This window comes from uncultured Tateyamaria sp. (assembly GCF_947487805.1).
Taxonomy (GTDB): domain Bacteria; phylum Pseudomonadota; class Alphaproteobacteria; order Rhodobacterales; family Rhodobacteraceae; genus Tateyamaria.
On record NZ_CANKXW010000002.1, the window covers coordinates 443,473 to 456,104 of the forward strand.

Annotated in this window: 12 protein-coding genes; 5 read left to right on the forward strand and 7 right to left on the reverse strand. The window is 63.4% G+C overall.

What is annotated here, in order from left to right; genetic code table 11:
- Window positions 1-5: 5 nt before the first annotated feature.
- Genes Q0949_RS07790 through Q0949_RS07805 form a run of 4 tightly spaced genes read right to left on the reverse strand, consistent with a single transcriptional unit; the run spans window position 6 to window position 4,496 of the window.
- Window positions 6-1,610 (reverse strand): carboxyl transferase domain-containing protein, encoded by a 1,605-nt coding sequence (locus Q0949_RS07790; RefSeq protein ID WP_299370250.1) that lies wholly within the window; start codon window positions 1,608-1,610, stop codon window positions 6-8.
- Window positions 1,607-3,076, reverse strand: coding sequence for an AMP-binding protein (locus Q0949_RS07795; protein ID WP_299370252.1), 1,470 nt, complete (start codon window positions 3,074-3,076; stop codon window positions 1,607-1,609). The genes Q0949_RS07790 and Q0949_RS07795 overlap by 4 nt, the downstream gene beginning before the upstream one ends.
- Entirely contained in the window at window positions 3,073-3,333 is a 261-nt protein-coding gene (locus Q0949_RS07800; protein WP_299370254.1) for a hypothetical protein, read from the reverse strand. The genes Q0949_RS07795 and Q0949_RS07800 overlap by 4 nt, the downstream gene beginning before the upstream one ends.
- Window positions 3,333-4,496 (reverse strand): isovaleryl-CoA dehydrogenase, encoded by a 1,164-nt coding sequence (locus tag Q0949_RS07805; RefSeq protein WP_299370255.1) that lies wholly within the window; start codon window positions 4,494-4,496, stop codon window positions 3,333-3,335. The genes Q0949_RS07800 and Q0949_RS07805 overlap by 1 nt, the downstream gene beginning before the upstream one ends.
- Here Q0949_RS07805 and Q0949_RS07810 point away from each other — a divergent pair.
- Both Q0949_RS07810 and Q0949_RS07815 read left to right on the forward strand, forming a co-directional pair.
- Entirely contained in the window at window positions 4,480-5,835 is a 1,356-nt protein-coding gene (locus Q0949_RS07810) for an RNase A-like domain-containing protein (protein ID WP_299370257.1), read from the forward strand. The two genes, Q0949_RS07805 and Q0949_RS07810, sit on opposite strands and share 17 nt — an antisense overlap.
- 1 nt (window position 5,836) lies before the next feature.
- Window positions 5,837-6,139: a hypothetical protein gene (locus Q0949_RS07815; protein ID WP_299370259.1), complete on the forward strand. Its 303-nt coding sequence runs from the start codon at window positions 5,837-5,839 to the stop codon at window positions 6,137-6,139.
- A gap of 104 nt (window positions 6,140-6,243) precedes the next feature.
- On the opposite strand, the gene Q0949_RS07820 is transcribed toward Q0949_RS07815, so the two are convergent.
- Window positions 6,244-7,440 carry an aminotransferase class I/II-fold pyridoxal phosphate-dependent enzyme gene (locus tag Q0949_RS07820; RefSeq protein WP_299370261.1) on the reverse strand — a complete coding sequence of 399 codons (1,197 nt, stop codon included), beginning with the start codon at window positions 7,438-7,440 and terminating at the stop codon, window positions 6,244-6,246.
- A gap of 82 nt (window positions 7,441-7,522) precedes the next feature.
- Window positions 7,523-8,185 (reverse strand): HAD-IA family hydrolase, encoded by a 663-nt coding sequence (locus tag Q0949_RS07825; protein WP_299370263.1) that lies wholly within the window; start codon window positions 8,183-8,185, stop codon window positions 7,523-7,525.
- A 128-nt stretch (window positions 8,186-8,313) separates the two neighbouring features.
- Between Q0949_RS07825 and glmU the strand changes: the two genes are divergently transcribed.
- Genes glmU through Q0949_RS07840 form a run of 3 tightly spaced genes read left to right on the forward strand, consistent with a single transcriptional unit; the run spans window position 8,314 to window position 12,159 of the window.
- Entirely contained in the window at window positions 8,314-9,660 is a 1,347-nt protein-coding gene (gene glmU, locus Q0949_RS07830; protein WP_299370265.1) for a bifunctional UDP-N-acetylglucosamine diphosphorylase/glucosamine-1-phosphate N-acetyltransferase GlmU, read from the forward strand.
- A 1-nt stretch (window position 9,661) separates the two neighbouring features.
- Window positions 9,662-11,482, forward strand: coding sequence for a glutamine--fructose-6-phosphate transaminase (isomerizing) (gene glmS, locus Q0949_RS07835; protein WP_299370267.1), 1,821 nt, complete (start codon window positions 9,662-9,664; stop codon window positions 11,480-11,482).
- Complete coding sequence (locus Q0949_RS07840; protein WP_299370269.1) at window positions 11,479-12,159, forward strand: DNA alkylation repair protein; 681 nt, start codon at window positions 11,479-11,481, stop codon at window positions 12,157-12,159. Before glmS ends, Q0949_RS07840 begins: the two co-directional genes overlap by 4 nt.
- Here the strand turns inward: Q0949_RS07840 and Q0949_RS07845 are convergent.
- Window positions 12,156-12,596, reverse strand: coding sequence for a hypothetical protein (locus Q0949_RS07845; protein WP_299370271.1), 441 nt, complete (start codon window positions 12,594-12,596; stop codon window positions 12,156-12,158). The two genes, Q0949_RS07840 and Q0949_RS07845, sit on opposite strands and share 4 nt — an antisense overlap.
- Window positions 12,597-12,632 lie beyond the last annotated feature (36 nt).

The following is a 12,632-nucleotide window of genomic DNA, read 5'->3' on the forward strand; positions in this document are numbered from 1 at the left end:
CGCCGTCACATCCGGAACACGCCAAAGCGTGTCTCTTCTATGGGGGCGTTCAAGGCGGCGGTGAGGCTGAGGTGGAGGACGTCGCGGGCGCGGCGGGGGTCGATGATGCCGTCATCCCAGAGCCGCGCGCTGGCATAGAGCGGGTGGGCCTGTTCCTCGAACATGTCGATGGTGGGCTGTTTGAAGGCGGCCTCTTCGTCGGCGGACCAGCTGCCGCCCTGGCGTTCGATGGCGTCGCGCTTGACCGTGGCCAGCACGCCCGCGGCCTGCGCGCCGCCCATGACAGAGATACGTGAATTGGGCCAGGACCACAGGAAGCGCGGGGAATAGGCGCGCCCCGCCATGCCGTAGTTGCCCGCGCCGAACGACCCGCCGACCAGCATCGTGACCTTGGGTACGGACGTGGTTGCCACGGCGGTCACCATCTTGGCCCCGTGGCGCGCGATGCCCTCGTTTTCGTATTTCTGGCCGACCATGAACCCGGTGATGTTTTGCAGGAACACCAGCGGGATCTTGCGCTGGCTGCACAGCTCGATGAAATGCGCGCCCTTTTGCGCGGCCTCGGAGAACAGCACGCCATTGTTGGCGATGATGCCCACGGGCACCCCCTTGATATGGGCAAACCCGCAGACCAGCGTTTCGCCGAACCGGGCCTTGAACGCGTCAAAGCGGCTGCCGTCGACGATGCGGGCGATGACCTCGTGGATGTCATAGGGCGTGCGCAGATCGCCCGGCACGACGCCCAGGATCTCTTCGGGGTCGTAGGCGGGGTCTTCGGGGCTTTGCAAAGTGACGGTGCTGGGTTTGCAAAGGTTCAGGTTTGCGACACTTCTGCGTGCGAGCGCCAGCGCGTGGGCGTCATCCTCGGCCAAATAATCGGCCACGCCCGACAAGCGTGTATGTACGTCGCCGCCGCCCAGATCCTCGGCGCTGACCACCTCGCCGGTGGCGGCCTTGACCAGGGGTGGCCCGGCCAGAAAGATCGTGCCCTGTTCGCGCACGATGATCGTCACATCCGACATCGCGGGCACATAAGCGCCGCCGGCGGTGCAGGACCCCATGACCACGGCGATCTGGGGGATGCCCTTGGCGCTCATCTGGGCCTGATTGAAGAAGATGCGGCCAAAGTGGTCGCGGTCGGGGAACACTTCGTCCTGATTGGGCAGGTTCGCGCCCCCACTGTCCACGAGGTAGACGCATGGCAGGTGGTTCTGTTCGGCAATCTCTTGGGCGCGCAGGTGTTTCTTGACGGTCATGGGATAATACGTCCCACCCTTGACCGTGGCGTCATTGCAGATGACCATCAAGTCCTGCCCCATGACCTGCCCGATGCCCGCGATCACGCCCGCACAGGGGGCCGCGCCGTCATAGAGGCCATGGGCCGCCGTCGCTCCCACTTCGAGAAAGGTAGAACCGGGGTCGAGCAGGTTGGCGACACGGTCGCGGGGCAGCATCTTGCCCCGGCTCAGATGTCGCGCGCGCGACCCCTCACCGCCGCCCGCTGCGGCCATGTCGGCGGCGGCGCGCACCTCGTCCAGGGCCGCCAGATGGGCCGCCTGATTGGCGCGAAACGCGTCGGAGGATGGCAATGCCTGTGAGGCCAGTTTCATGTCTGTTCTCCAATTTCAGACGCCGCGCGCGCCTTGAGCGCCTTGCGGATGACCTTGCCCGTCACGGTCATGGGCAGCGCATCCACAAAGCTGATTTCACGAGGATAGGAATAATGGGCCAGTCTGTCTTTGACATGTGCGCGCAAGGCGTCGGCATCCGGGCGCGCGCCCGGTTTGGGCACCACATAGGCTTTGACGATTTCGGTGCGCAGGGCGTCGGGCTTGCCCACCACGCCGACCGTTGCGACATCCGGGTGGGTCAGAAGGCAGTCTTCGATTTCCGCCGGACCGATGCGGTAGCCCGACGACGTGATCACATCGTCATCGCGCCCGACAAAACGCAGAAAGTCACCCTCGCGCACGCCCCGGTCGCCGGTCAGCATCCAGTCGCCCCGGAATTTCTGCGCCGTGTCCTCGGGGCGGTTCCAATAGCCCAGCATCATAGACGGCGCACCCCGCCGCACGGCGATGTCGCCCTCGGCATCGGTGATGTTGCCCGCGCGGTCGATGACCTGCACGTCAAAGCCGGGCACCGCCTGCCCCATGCAGCCCGGCCGCGGCGCAAAGGCTGAGGCCTGGTTCGAGACGACCATGTTGCATTCGGTCTGGCCGTAGAATTCATTGATGGTGACACCCAGCGCGCGCCTGGCCCAGTCGAGCATTTCCGCGCCCAGCGGCTCGCCCCCGCTGGCCACGCTGCGCAAACCGGGCAGATGCGCGTCCGCAGCACGCAGCATGCGCAGGGCTGTCGGCGGAAAGAACACGTTGCGCACGCCGCCGTCGCGCAGGATGCGGGCGCAGTCGGTGACGTCGAATTTCGCCATGCGCGCACCCACCACGGGCACGCCAAGGGCGAGGCCCGGCATCAGCACGTCGAAAAGCCCGCCGATCCACGCCCAATCCGCAGGGGTCCACAGGCAGTCGCCGGGTTGGCCCAGTGCATCATGGCTCATGGTGACGCCGGGCAGGTGTCCGTCCAGAACCCCGTGCCCGTGCAGCGCGCCTTTGGGGGTGCCGGTCGTGCCGGAGGTGTAGATCAGAACGGCGGGCGTGTCGGTTTGGGCGTCGAAATAGGGAAGGTAATCGCCCGGGGTGCCCGCAGTCGCGGCCTCCCAGCAGGTCGCCAGATCATCAACCAGCGCGGTACCTTCGGCGTCGGTCAAAACCAGTGACAGTCCCGCATCATTGATGCGCGAGGCAAGCGCGTCATGCTTGAAGAGCTTGAACAAAGGCACTGAAATCGCGCCGATTTTCCAGATGGCGAGATGGGCGGCGGCGCACCATGGGGTCTGGCTGAGCAATACGCCGACACGGTCGCCGGGGCCGATCCGTGCCATCAGCGCACGGGCCAGCCCGTCGGTCATCTGCGCCAAGGTGCCATAGGTGGTGTCGCGGCGTGCGCCCGTGACGTCGATGATCGCGGTCTGGTCGGCAGGATGGGCGAGGCATTGGGCGGCCATATTCATATGCCCTCCTCCGCCATGCGGGTGATACGGCCAAAGCGGTCGACCACGTAAACCACGCCTGCGCAGTTGACGTGCATCACCACCGCGCCCTCGCCCGGCCAGCCGACGCAGGCCGCAGGATCGCCCCCATGCACGCGCGCGACGGCCGCGATGACCCCGGCCGCATCCGCCGTGATCTGGCGCTGGCCCAGCCAATAGCCACCAAGTGCTGCAATCAGCACAAGCGTGGCCGTGGTGATGAGAACGGACCGAGGCATCAGCCCATCGCCGTGACCAGTTCGCGCCCCACCAGCATGCGGCGGATCTCGGAGGTGCCGGCCCCGATCTCCATCAGCTTGGCGTCGCGGAAAAGACGCGCGACGGGCGCGTCATTGAGGAACCCGGCCCCGCCCATGGCCTGCACAGCCTGGTGGGCCTGGGTCATGGCGGCCTCGGACGCATAGAGGCAACAGGCGGCGGCATCCTGCCGGGTGACCGTGCCGCGGTCGCAGGCGCGGGCGACCTCGTAGACATAGGCGCGCGCCGAATTCATCGCGGTGTACATGTCCGCGATCTTGCCCTGCATCAGCTGGAAGGACCCGATGGGCTGCCCGAACTGGCGGCGTTCGGCCATGTAGGGCATGATTTCATCCATGCAGGCCGCCATGATCCCCAGCCCGATCCCCGCCAGCACCACGCGTTCGTAATCAAGGCCAGACATCAGCACGGCAACGCCGCGCCCTTCCTCGCCCAGCACGTTGTCGAAGGGGACCTCGACATCTTCAAAGATCAGCTCGCCCGTGTTGGAACCGCGCATGCCCAGCTTGTCGAAATGCAGCGAGGTCGAGAACCCGGCCATCGACTTTTCGATCAGAAAGGCGGTAATGCCGCGCGGGCCGCCATCCGGGTCCGTCTTGGCATAGACCACCAGCGTGTCGGCGTCGGGGCCGTTGGTGATCCAGTATTTGGTGCCGTTCAGGATATAGCGGTCGTTGCGCTTTTGCGCGGTCAGTTTCATCGACACCACGTCCGACCCCGCCCCGGCCTCGGACATGGCGAGCGCGCCGACATGGGCGCCGCTGACAAGGCCCGGCAGGTATTTTTCCTTTTGCGCGGGCGTGGCGTTCAGCTTGATCTGGTTGACGCAAAGGTTGGAATGCGCGCCATAGCTGAGTGAGACCGAGGCGCTGGCGCGGGCGATTTCCTCGACGGCGACGGTGTGGGCGAGATAGGACATGCCCGCCCCGCCATAGTCTTCGTCCACCGTGATACCCAGAAGGCCCAGCTCGCCCATTTCGCGCCAAAGCTCTGGCGGGAACGTGTTGGACGTGTCGATTTCGGCGGCAAGTGGTTTGACCCGGTCTTGCGCCCAGCGATGCACCATCTCGCGCAGCGCATTCGCGTCCTCCCCCAGATCGAAGGTCATGGAGTGGGTGAACATTCTGGTGCCTCCCCTGCACTTATTGAACACTTGTTCATTTTATAGAGCGCGTGACGGAGTGTGTCCAGCGCTGATGTGTCGCGCGAGTTTGCTTGTCGTGTTTGAGCAGGTAGCAAGCGCGGCGAAAGTCCGCTTTGAGCCCAAAACGACGGATGCTGCGGATCGCATGAAGGTCTGTTTCCGACGCGAACTTGGTGACTTGCTTGCGGTAACAGCGTGGCGAACGGTGACCTCAGGTTTCCTTAACCAAGTAGAAATGGAAACTGCTCCGCAAATACGCGGAGGTTCCATGCAAAACAGTTTCGGAGACTTCCTCAGGCATGGCGGCAACGGCCAGTATGTTATTGCCAAGCGCGATGGCCTTATCGTTGGTCGCCAACTAGGGCTGGCACTCAAATCGACGTTCCCAAACTACTCCACCTTGCGGGCCGATTTTGGCGAGCGCCTCGATCTGGTGATTTCCCAAAACAGCCGGATGCTCCTGAACGCGTTGACCCTGCCCGATACAGTGCCAACTGTCAGTGAAAGTGATCTGCGGGATGTATCGGATGCAAAGGCAGAGGCGCTTAACGCGTGGGACGTGCGCCTTGAGAGCATTTTCGGCGAATACCAGAACCACCAGCAGCGATTGCATCCGCTCCGAACTGCGATGGAAGATCGCCTTCTGCGTGCTTTCGCAGGGTTGATCAACCAGCTCCGGCAGGAAGACCTCGGGATTGTACAGTACATCTGGCGCTCACAAGACGATGCCAAAGTGCGTGACAGCCATGCGTCATATGACGACCGCGTATTCCGCTGGGACGACCCGCCGGAAGGCGGGCATCCGGGCGAAGCGCACAATTGCCGGTGCTATGCGGAACCAGTTGCGCCAGCCCTTCAAGACAACGTAATTCTAGCCGATTTTGACGGCAGCGTTCCCCCACAAGACCTTTCAATCCATGAAGCGAATGGGGGCCATACCATTGGCCTACATGTCGGGAAAAGTGAAGCTTTCCTCATTGGGTCGGTTAGCACTCCACGCGGGAGATCACTTTTTGGCACCCTGTATCGGTGGCGACATGGAACATTTCCATCTTTGGAAGCCGCACAGAGGTTGACAAACTCTAACTTGGCTAGCAACGCGGATGTTGTGAATGAAATTGCCAGCGGGAGGCTGCGTAGAGCTTTCATTACAAGTGATTTCGGATCGGTAACAGGCTTTGAAGCATACCGAACCGCACAGCGTGCCTCATCCCCTATACGGCTCAGGCAGACATTTGGCGTAGGATCCGTCATAGAGTACGACCCAGACATGCCAGATGGATTTATCATTATCACATCCTATCCAAGGATTGACTGACATGACGCCGCCGAAATCATTCTACGACTTCACCTTGCAATTTCATCAAGACTTAGATGTCGTTTATCCTGGTTGGGCCGAAACCCTAGACGGGCGCATCCAAATCTATGAAGACTTTCGACAAGGCTATGGCGATCAAGCTGTACGGGAACTAGCCACATATTGCGAAGAACTTTTGGCTGATAGCGAGACTGATCTTGGTTCGCTTTGGTTCACAGAGTCCAAGGCCGACTTGGTTATTCAGGATGAGGGCGTTCGTTTTCTGTTGAATGATTTTTTGGGCTGGATAGATTCGCTGTCCTAAAGCACTGCCGAATCTAGGAACTCCAAGACCAGCCATTGGTGCAAAAGCGGCGAAGGTCGGCTTCGTCCGCGCTGCGGACATCTTACCAGCCCGCCGGGCGTTCCCTAGGTCGCCACTTGATAGACCGCGCTTACCTCGCTCCGGATGATGCGGGCGATCAGGTGGCAGTCGTCGAGGCTGAAGGTCAGGGGCACGCGCATGTCGACGATCCCTGCGAGGACCCGGTCGCTGGCGGCCATGGGTTCGGACGGGGCATAGCGCCAGCTGTCATAGCGGCTGGTGAAGGCCACGGGTTCGGGCGCGCCGAACCATTTCAGTTCGACCCCGCGCGCGCCGCAGCGGGCGATCACGTCCTGCACCGCGGATGCGGCCCAGTCGAGCAGCAGGAACTGGATGGAAGAGCCAACGATCACCTCTTGGGGCGGGCGTTCGATGAGTGTCAGGCCGGGCGTGCCGCGCAGGCCGTCCTCCAACGCGTAATAGCGTTCGTTCCAGCGTGCGCATTGCGCGGCCAGATCGGCCACCTGCGGGCGCAGGATGGCGGCGCGCAGGTTGTCCATGCGGCCCGAGATGTTGGGCGTGTGGTATTTGATGTCGTCGAATGCTTCTTTGGGCGGGGCGGCGAGGTGGCGTTCAAAGAGCATGTAGCTGCCCGAGAGCATCACCGATTTGGCCGCCAGATGGGGATCGTCGGTGACGATGAAGCCGCCCTCGCCCGAGTTGACGTGTTTGTAGGTCTGGCAGGAATAGCAGCCGATCACGCCAAAGCGGCCCGACGGCACGCCATTCCACGTGGCCCCCATCGTGTGCGCGCAGTCCTCGACCACCGCGATGCCTGCCGCGTCGCAGATCGCCATCAGCCGGTCCATGTCGCAGATATGACCGCGCATATGGCTGAGCAGTAGTACCTTGGCCTGCCCGGCCTTGGCCTCGAGATCGTCCAGATCGATGGTCAGATCCGGCGTGACACCGACAAAGACCGGCACCGCCCCAACGGACGAAATGGCGCCCGGCACAGGCGCCAGTGTGAAGGCGTTGGACAGGACTTTGTCGCCCGGTTGCACGTCCAGCGCACGCAGGGCCGTCGCCATGGCATAGCCACCCGAAGCCACGGCAAGACAGTATTGCGACCCCACATAGGCCGCGAATTCCTGTTCCAGCAGCGCGGTTTCGGAGGTTTCATCCGGTGCGGTGTTATAGCGGTGCAAACGCCCGTGGCGCAGTACGGCGAGGGCGGCATCAATGCCTACCTCGGGAATGGGGTCTTGCTGGGTGAAACTGCCGTTGAAACGCTCTGTCATGGGTAAAGTTCTGGGGCGCGGGTGCAGCGTGGTCAAGCGTGGCGCGCGGAATTTGATGTCCTGAAATCGCAGTTGTCAGATTTCAGTGCGGCAAAAGAGCGGCCACGACCTGTGGCAGCACCGCGTAGTCATCGAGCAGCGCCTCAGGCTCAAGCGCCGCCATGTCTTCGCCTGATGGCCCGAAGGTCACAAGAATAGAAGGCACGCCCGCCGCTTTGGCGGTGTTGCGGTCGGTATCGCTGTCGCCCACCAGCAGGCAGGCATCGCGCACGCATCCCAACCGCATGGCCGCCTCGAAAAGGGGCGCGGGGTCAGGCTTGCGCACGGGCAGCGTGTCGGCGCCCACGAGGCTGCCGAATTCCGACCGCACGCCCAGGTCACGCATCAGCTGTTCGGCCAGACCCTCGGGCTTGTTGGTGCAGATGCCCACGGCATAGCCATTGGATTTCAGCGCCGCAATCGCGTCCATCGCGCCGGGATAGAGGGTCGTGTGCACACAGATCGCGGCCCCATAAGCGTCGAGCAGCATGGGATAGTACCGGTCCACAACCGCATCATCCAGATCCCCCACCCGCGCAAGCCCGGTGCGCAGCATCATCCGCCCGCCGCGCAAGGCGACGCCTGCATCCTGCGGGCCCAGCACATCGCCCAGCCCCATGTCGCGAAAACACACATTGGCCGCCGCCAGCAAATCACCGCTGGTATCGGCCAAAGTACCGTCGAGGTCGAAAATCACTGCTTTCATCTTTGCCCCTTTTGGCAAAAGCCCGCCTATGCCTGTTGCAAGCCGCAATCTAGTTTGATGTGCCGCCCGCTTGCGCGCACGCCCCCAGCGGATAAACAGGGCGCAACAAAAAGACAAAGAGAATTGGTATGAAAACCGCATTGATCATCCTGGCCGCGGGCAAGGGCACACGGATGAATTCGGACCTGCCCAAGGTTCTGCACCCCATTGCCGGCGCGCCGATGCTGCACCACGCGATGCGCGCGGGCGCGGTGCTGGACCCTGCGCACACGGTTGTCGTTGCCGGATACGGAGCCGAGGCGGTCGCGGCATCGGTACGCGGCGTCGATCCCACGGCACAGGTAGTCATTCAGAATGAACAGTTGGGCACCGCCCATGCCGCCGCACAGGCGCGCGAGGCCCTCGCGGGGTTCGACGGGCTGGCCATTGTGCTGTTCGGAGACACGCCCTTTGTCTCGCCCTCGACGCTGGAGGCGCTGGCCGGATCGGCGGCAGACGTCACCGTGCTGGGATTCGAAGCCGCGGATCCCGCGCGCTATGGCCGGTTGGTGATGAATGGCGATCAGTTGGAGCGCATCGTCGAATTCAAGGACGCTACAGAAGCGGAGCGCGCGATAACGTTGTGCAATTCGGGCGTATTGGCTGCGCCTGCGCCGCTGCTGTTCGACCTGATCGACGCGGTGGGCAATGACAATGCACAAAACGAATACTACCTCACCGACCTGCCCCGCCTTGCGCGGGCGCGCGGGCTGTCTGTGGCCGTGGAACGCTGTGCCGAGGCGGAAACGCTGGGCATCAACAGCCGGGCGGAATTGGCGGCGGCGGATGCGCAGTTTCAAGCGACGGCCCGTGCGGATCTGATGGAGAGCGGTGTGACGCTGGTGGCGCCGGACACGGTCTATCTGTCGCTGGATACGGTGGTCGGGCGCGATGCGTTGATCGAGCCGCATGTGGTCTTTGGCCCCGGTGTCACGGTCGAATCGGGGGCCACGATCCGGGCGTTTTCGCATCTGGAAGGCTGTCACGTTTCGCGCGGGGCCATCGTCGGCCCTTACGCCCGCTTGCGCCCCGGCACGGAACTGGCCGAGGACGTGCGGATCGGGAATTTCGTCGAACTCAAGAACGCGACGCTGGCGCCGGGGGCCAAGGTCAACCACCTGAGCTATGTGGGCGATGCCAGTATCGGCGAGGCCAGTAATATCGGCGCGGGCACCATCACCTGCAACTATGACGGCGTGATGAAGCACCGGACCGAGATCGGCGCACGCGCGTTTATCGGGTCGAACACGATGCTGGTGGCCCCTGTGTCCATAGGGGACGAAGCGATGACGGGATCGGGTTCGGTGATCACATCCGACGTCGAGGACGGCGCGCTGGCCATTGCGCGCGCGCCGCAGGTCGAGAAACCGGGCATGGCCCGCAAATTGTTCGAAATGTTAAAGGCCAAAAAGGCCAGACAGAGCAGAGGCAGCTAAAATGTGTGGAATTGTTGGGGTCTTGGGCAACCATGAAGTTGCGCCCATCCTTGTCGAAGCCCTGAAACGGCTGGAATATCGCGGCTATGACAGTGCGGGCATCGCAACGGTAAACGGCGGCACATTGGGCAGGCGGCGTGCGGTCGGCAAGCTGGCCAATTTGAGCGACCGTCTGGTACATGAGCCGCTGGCGGGAAAGGCAGGCATCGGGCACACCCGCTGGGCCACCCATGGCGCGCCGACCGAGGGCAACGCCCATCCCCACCGCGCCGGGCCCGTGGCGGTTGTGCACAACGGCATCATCGAGAATTTTCGCGAATTGCGGGCCGAGGTGAAGGCCGCAGGGCTCGCGTTTCAGACCGAGACGGACACGGAGACCGTCGCGCTGTTGACGCAACTTTACATGGATCAGGGGCTGGCGCCCGCCGAGGCGGCGTTCAAGACGCTCGACCGGTTGGACGGCGCGTTCGCACTGGCGTTCCTGTTCGATGGTGAGGATGACCTGATCGTTGCTGCGCGCAAAGGATCACCGCTGGCCATCGGCCATGGGGATGGCGAGATGTTTGTCGGGTCGGATGCGATCGCGCTGGCGCCGCTCACCGATCGGATCACATACCTGGAGGAAGGCGACCGCGCGATTGTCACACGCGCGGGCGTCGAGATCCGCGATGCAAACGGCACCCTTGCCAACCGCGCCATGCGCCAGATCCAGATCGACGCCGCGCGCGTCGACAAGGCCGGGCACAAACACTTCATGGCCAAGGAGATTGCCGAACAGCCCGTCGTGCTGGGTAATACGCTGGCCAATTACCTGGGCGCGGACGGGTCCATCTCCCTGCCCGGTGCAGGGATTGACTTCTCCAAGATCGACCGGCTGACAATGGTGGCTTGTGGCACGGCCTATTATGCTTGCCTGACCGCGAAATACTGGTTCGAACAGATCGCCCGCCTGCCCGTCGAAGTCGATGTGGCGTCTGAATTCCGGTACCGCGAACCACCTGTGTCGCCCGGGACGCTGGCCCTGTTCGTCAGCCAATCGGGTGAAACGGCCGACACGCTGGCCGCGCTGCGCTATTGCGAGGGCAAGGCGGACAAGATCGTGTCGGTGATCAATGTCCCCGAAAGCTCGATTGCCCGCGAGAGCGATCTGGCGCTGCCGATCCATGCCGGTGTCGAGGTCGGCGTGGCGTCGACCAAGGCGTTTACTTGCCAGTTGACGGTGCTCTTGCTGCTGGTGTTGCAGGCCGCCCATGCGCGCGGCACGCTGACAGATGAGGCCTATGCGGATCACATCTCTGCGGTGCGTGGATTGCCTGCGCTGATCAACCTCGGGATTGAGCAAAGCGATAAGATGCAGTCGACTGCACGCAAGCTGGCAGAGGCCCGCGACATCCTGTTCCTGGGCCGCGGGGTGATGTATCCCTTGGCACTAGAAGGCGCTCTAAAACTGAAAGAAATCAGCTATATACACGCCGAAGCTTATGCGTCAGGTGAACTCAAGCATGGCCCCATCGCCCTCATCGACAAACATGTGCCTGTGGTCGTGATGGCCCCGCGCGACCCGCTGTTCGACAAGACCGTGTCAAACATGCAGGAAGTGATGGCGCGCAAGGGCAAGGTGGTGCTGATCTCGGATGCGGCCGGTCTGGAAGCGGCCGGAGAGGAGGTGTGGTCGCAGATCAAGATGCCCAGCTGTTCCGATCTGGTGGCCCCCATTCTCTATGCGGTACCTGCGCAGCTGCTGGCCTATCACACCGCGGTGGCCAAGGGCACGGATGTGGACCAGCCGCGTAACCTCGCCAAGTCGGTCACGGTCGAGTGACGCCCGAAGCCGCCCTTGCCGAGATTGCGGCACACGGCGATGCGGAGCGCGCTGCCGGGGCGCGGGCCTATCACAAGTCCAAGCGCACCCATCTGGGTGTGCCCAATCCTGTTCTGAACGACTTGACCAAGGGTTGGCGGCAGACGCTGGATGTGCCCGAGCGCGTGGCAATGGCGGACGGGCTGTGGCGCACGGATGTGTACGAGGCGCGGCTGGCGGCTGCCAAGCTGCTGACGCAGGCGCGCATCCGTCCCGACGATGCGGCCTGGCGCCTGATCGCCGGTTGGGTGCCCGATTTCGACAGTTGGGCCATCGCCGATCACGCCTGCATGGCCGGGCAGAAACGGCTGGTGGCTGATCCCGCACGTCTGGACGAGGTCGAGGCGTGGACCCGGTCGGACCATCTGTGGACCCGGCGCGCGGCCCTCGTCATCACCCTGCCCTGGACCAAACAGAATTTCCCAAAGGACCACGAGATCGCCGCGCGCGAACGGGTGCTGGGCTGGGCCGCGGGATATGTGTCGGATCACCAGTGGTTCATACAGAAAGCTGTCGCGTGGTGGGTGCGCGAGCTGGGCAAGCACGATGTGCCGCGCGCGCGGGCGTTTCTGGACGCGCATGGCGCGGGCATGAAACCCTTTGCCGCGCGCGAGGCGGCAAAGTACCTCGCCGATTAACCTGCGAGCACGTCAACCTCGGGCAGACCGGTCAGGGGCGCGCCAAGGGCCTGCATCGCCGCCAACGACAGGCGGCTGCCTGCGGTGCGCGGCGCATCGATGGGGATCAGGGTCACCGCGACCGTCTTGCCCGTGTCGGGATAGTATACCTGCCCTGCCCGTTCGGACGTCACCAGCGGCGTTTTAAGCCACAGGCCCGGCTCGGCGGCATTGCCAAGAGAGGCGATGGTGCGGCCCAGCGTGCCCACAGACACCTCGTCCGGTGGCGGGGTCGGATCGGCGATGCCGGGGGCTGCATCCGCCGGGCGGGCCTGCGGACGGGTGGGCGTGCCTGTCGAGAAATCGGGCGGCGCCGCTGCGGTCTCTGGCGCGGTTGCGCGCGGTTCCATCAGGCCACACCCGGCCACACTCAGTACACAGATCAAAAGCAGTCTCATGCCGCACAGCATAGCGGGGGCAATTTGGCGCGCAAT

Excerpts from the sequence above, each read along its gene's own strand:
- Q0949_RS07790 (WP_299370250.1), bottom strand. The coding sequence starts at position 1,610 with ATGAAACTGGCCTCACAGGCATTGCCATCCTCCGACGCGTTTCGCGCC.
- Q0949_RS07795 (WP_299370252.1), bottom strand. The coding sequence starts at position 3,076 with ATGAATATGGCCGCCCAATGCCTCGCCCATCCTGCCGACCAGACCGCG.
- Q0949_RS07800 (WP_299370254.1), bottom strand. The coding sequence starts at position 3,333 with ATGCCTCGGTCCGTTCTCATCACCACGGCCACGCTTGTGCTGATTGCA.
- Q0949_RS07810 (WP_299370257.1), top strand. The coding sequence starts at position 4,480 with ATGGAGTGGGTGAACATTCTGGTGCCTCCCCTGCACTTATTGAACACT.
- Q0949_RS07805 (WP_299370255.1), bottom strand. The coding sequence starts at position 4,496 with ATGTTCACCCACTCCATGACCTTCGATCTGGGGGAGGACGCGAATGCG.
- Q0949_RS07815 (WP_299370259.1), top strand. The coding sequence starts at position 5,837 with ATGACGCCGCCGAAATCATTCTACGACTTCACCTTGCAATTTCATCAA.
- Q0949_RS07820 (WP_299370261.1), bottom strand. The coding sequence starts at position 7,440 with ATGACAGAGCGTTTCAACGGCAGTTTCACCCAGCAAGACCCCATTCCC.
- Q0949_RS07825 (WP_299370263.1), bottom strand. The coding sequence starts at position 8,185 with ATGAAAGCAGTGATTTTCGACCTCGACGGTACTTTGGCCGATACCAGC.
- glmU (WP_299370265.1), top strand. The coding sequence starts at position 8,314 with ATGAAAACCGCATTGATCATCCTGGCCGCGGGCAAGGGCACACGGATG.
- glmS (WP_299370267.1), top strand. The coding sequence starts at position 9,662 with ATGTGTGGAATTGTTGGGGTCTTGGGCAACCATGAAGTTGCGCCCATC.
- Q0949_RS07845 (WP_299370271.1), bottom strand. The coding sequence starts at position 12,596 with ATGAGACTGCTTTTGATCTGTGTACTGAGTGTGGCCGGGTGTGGCCTG.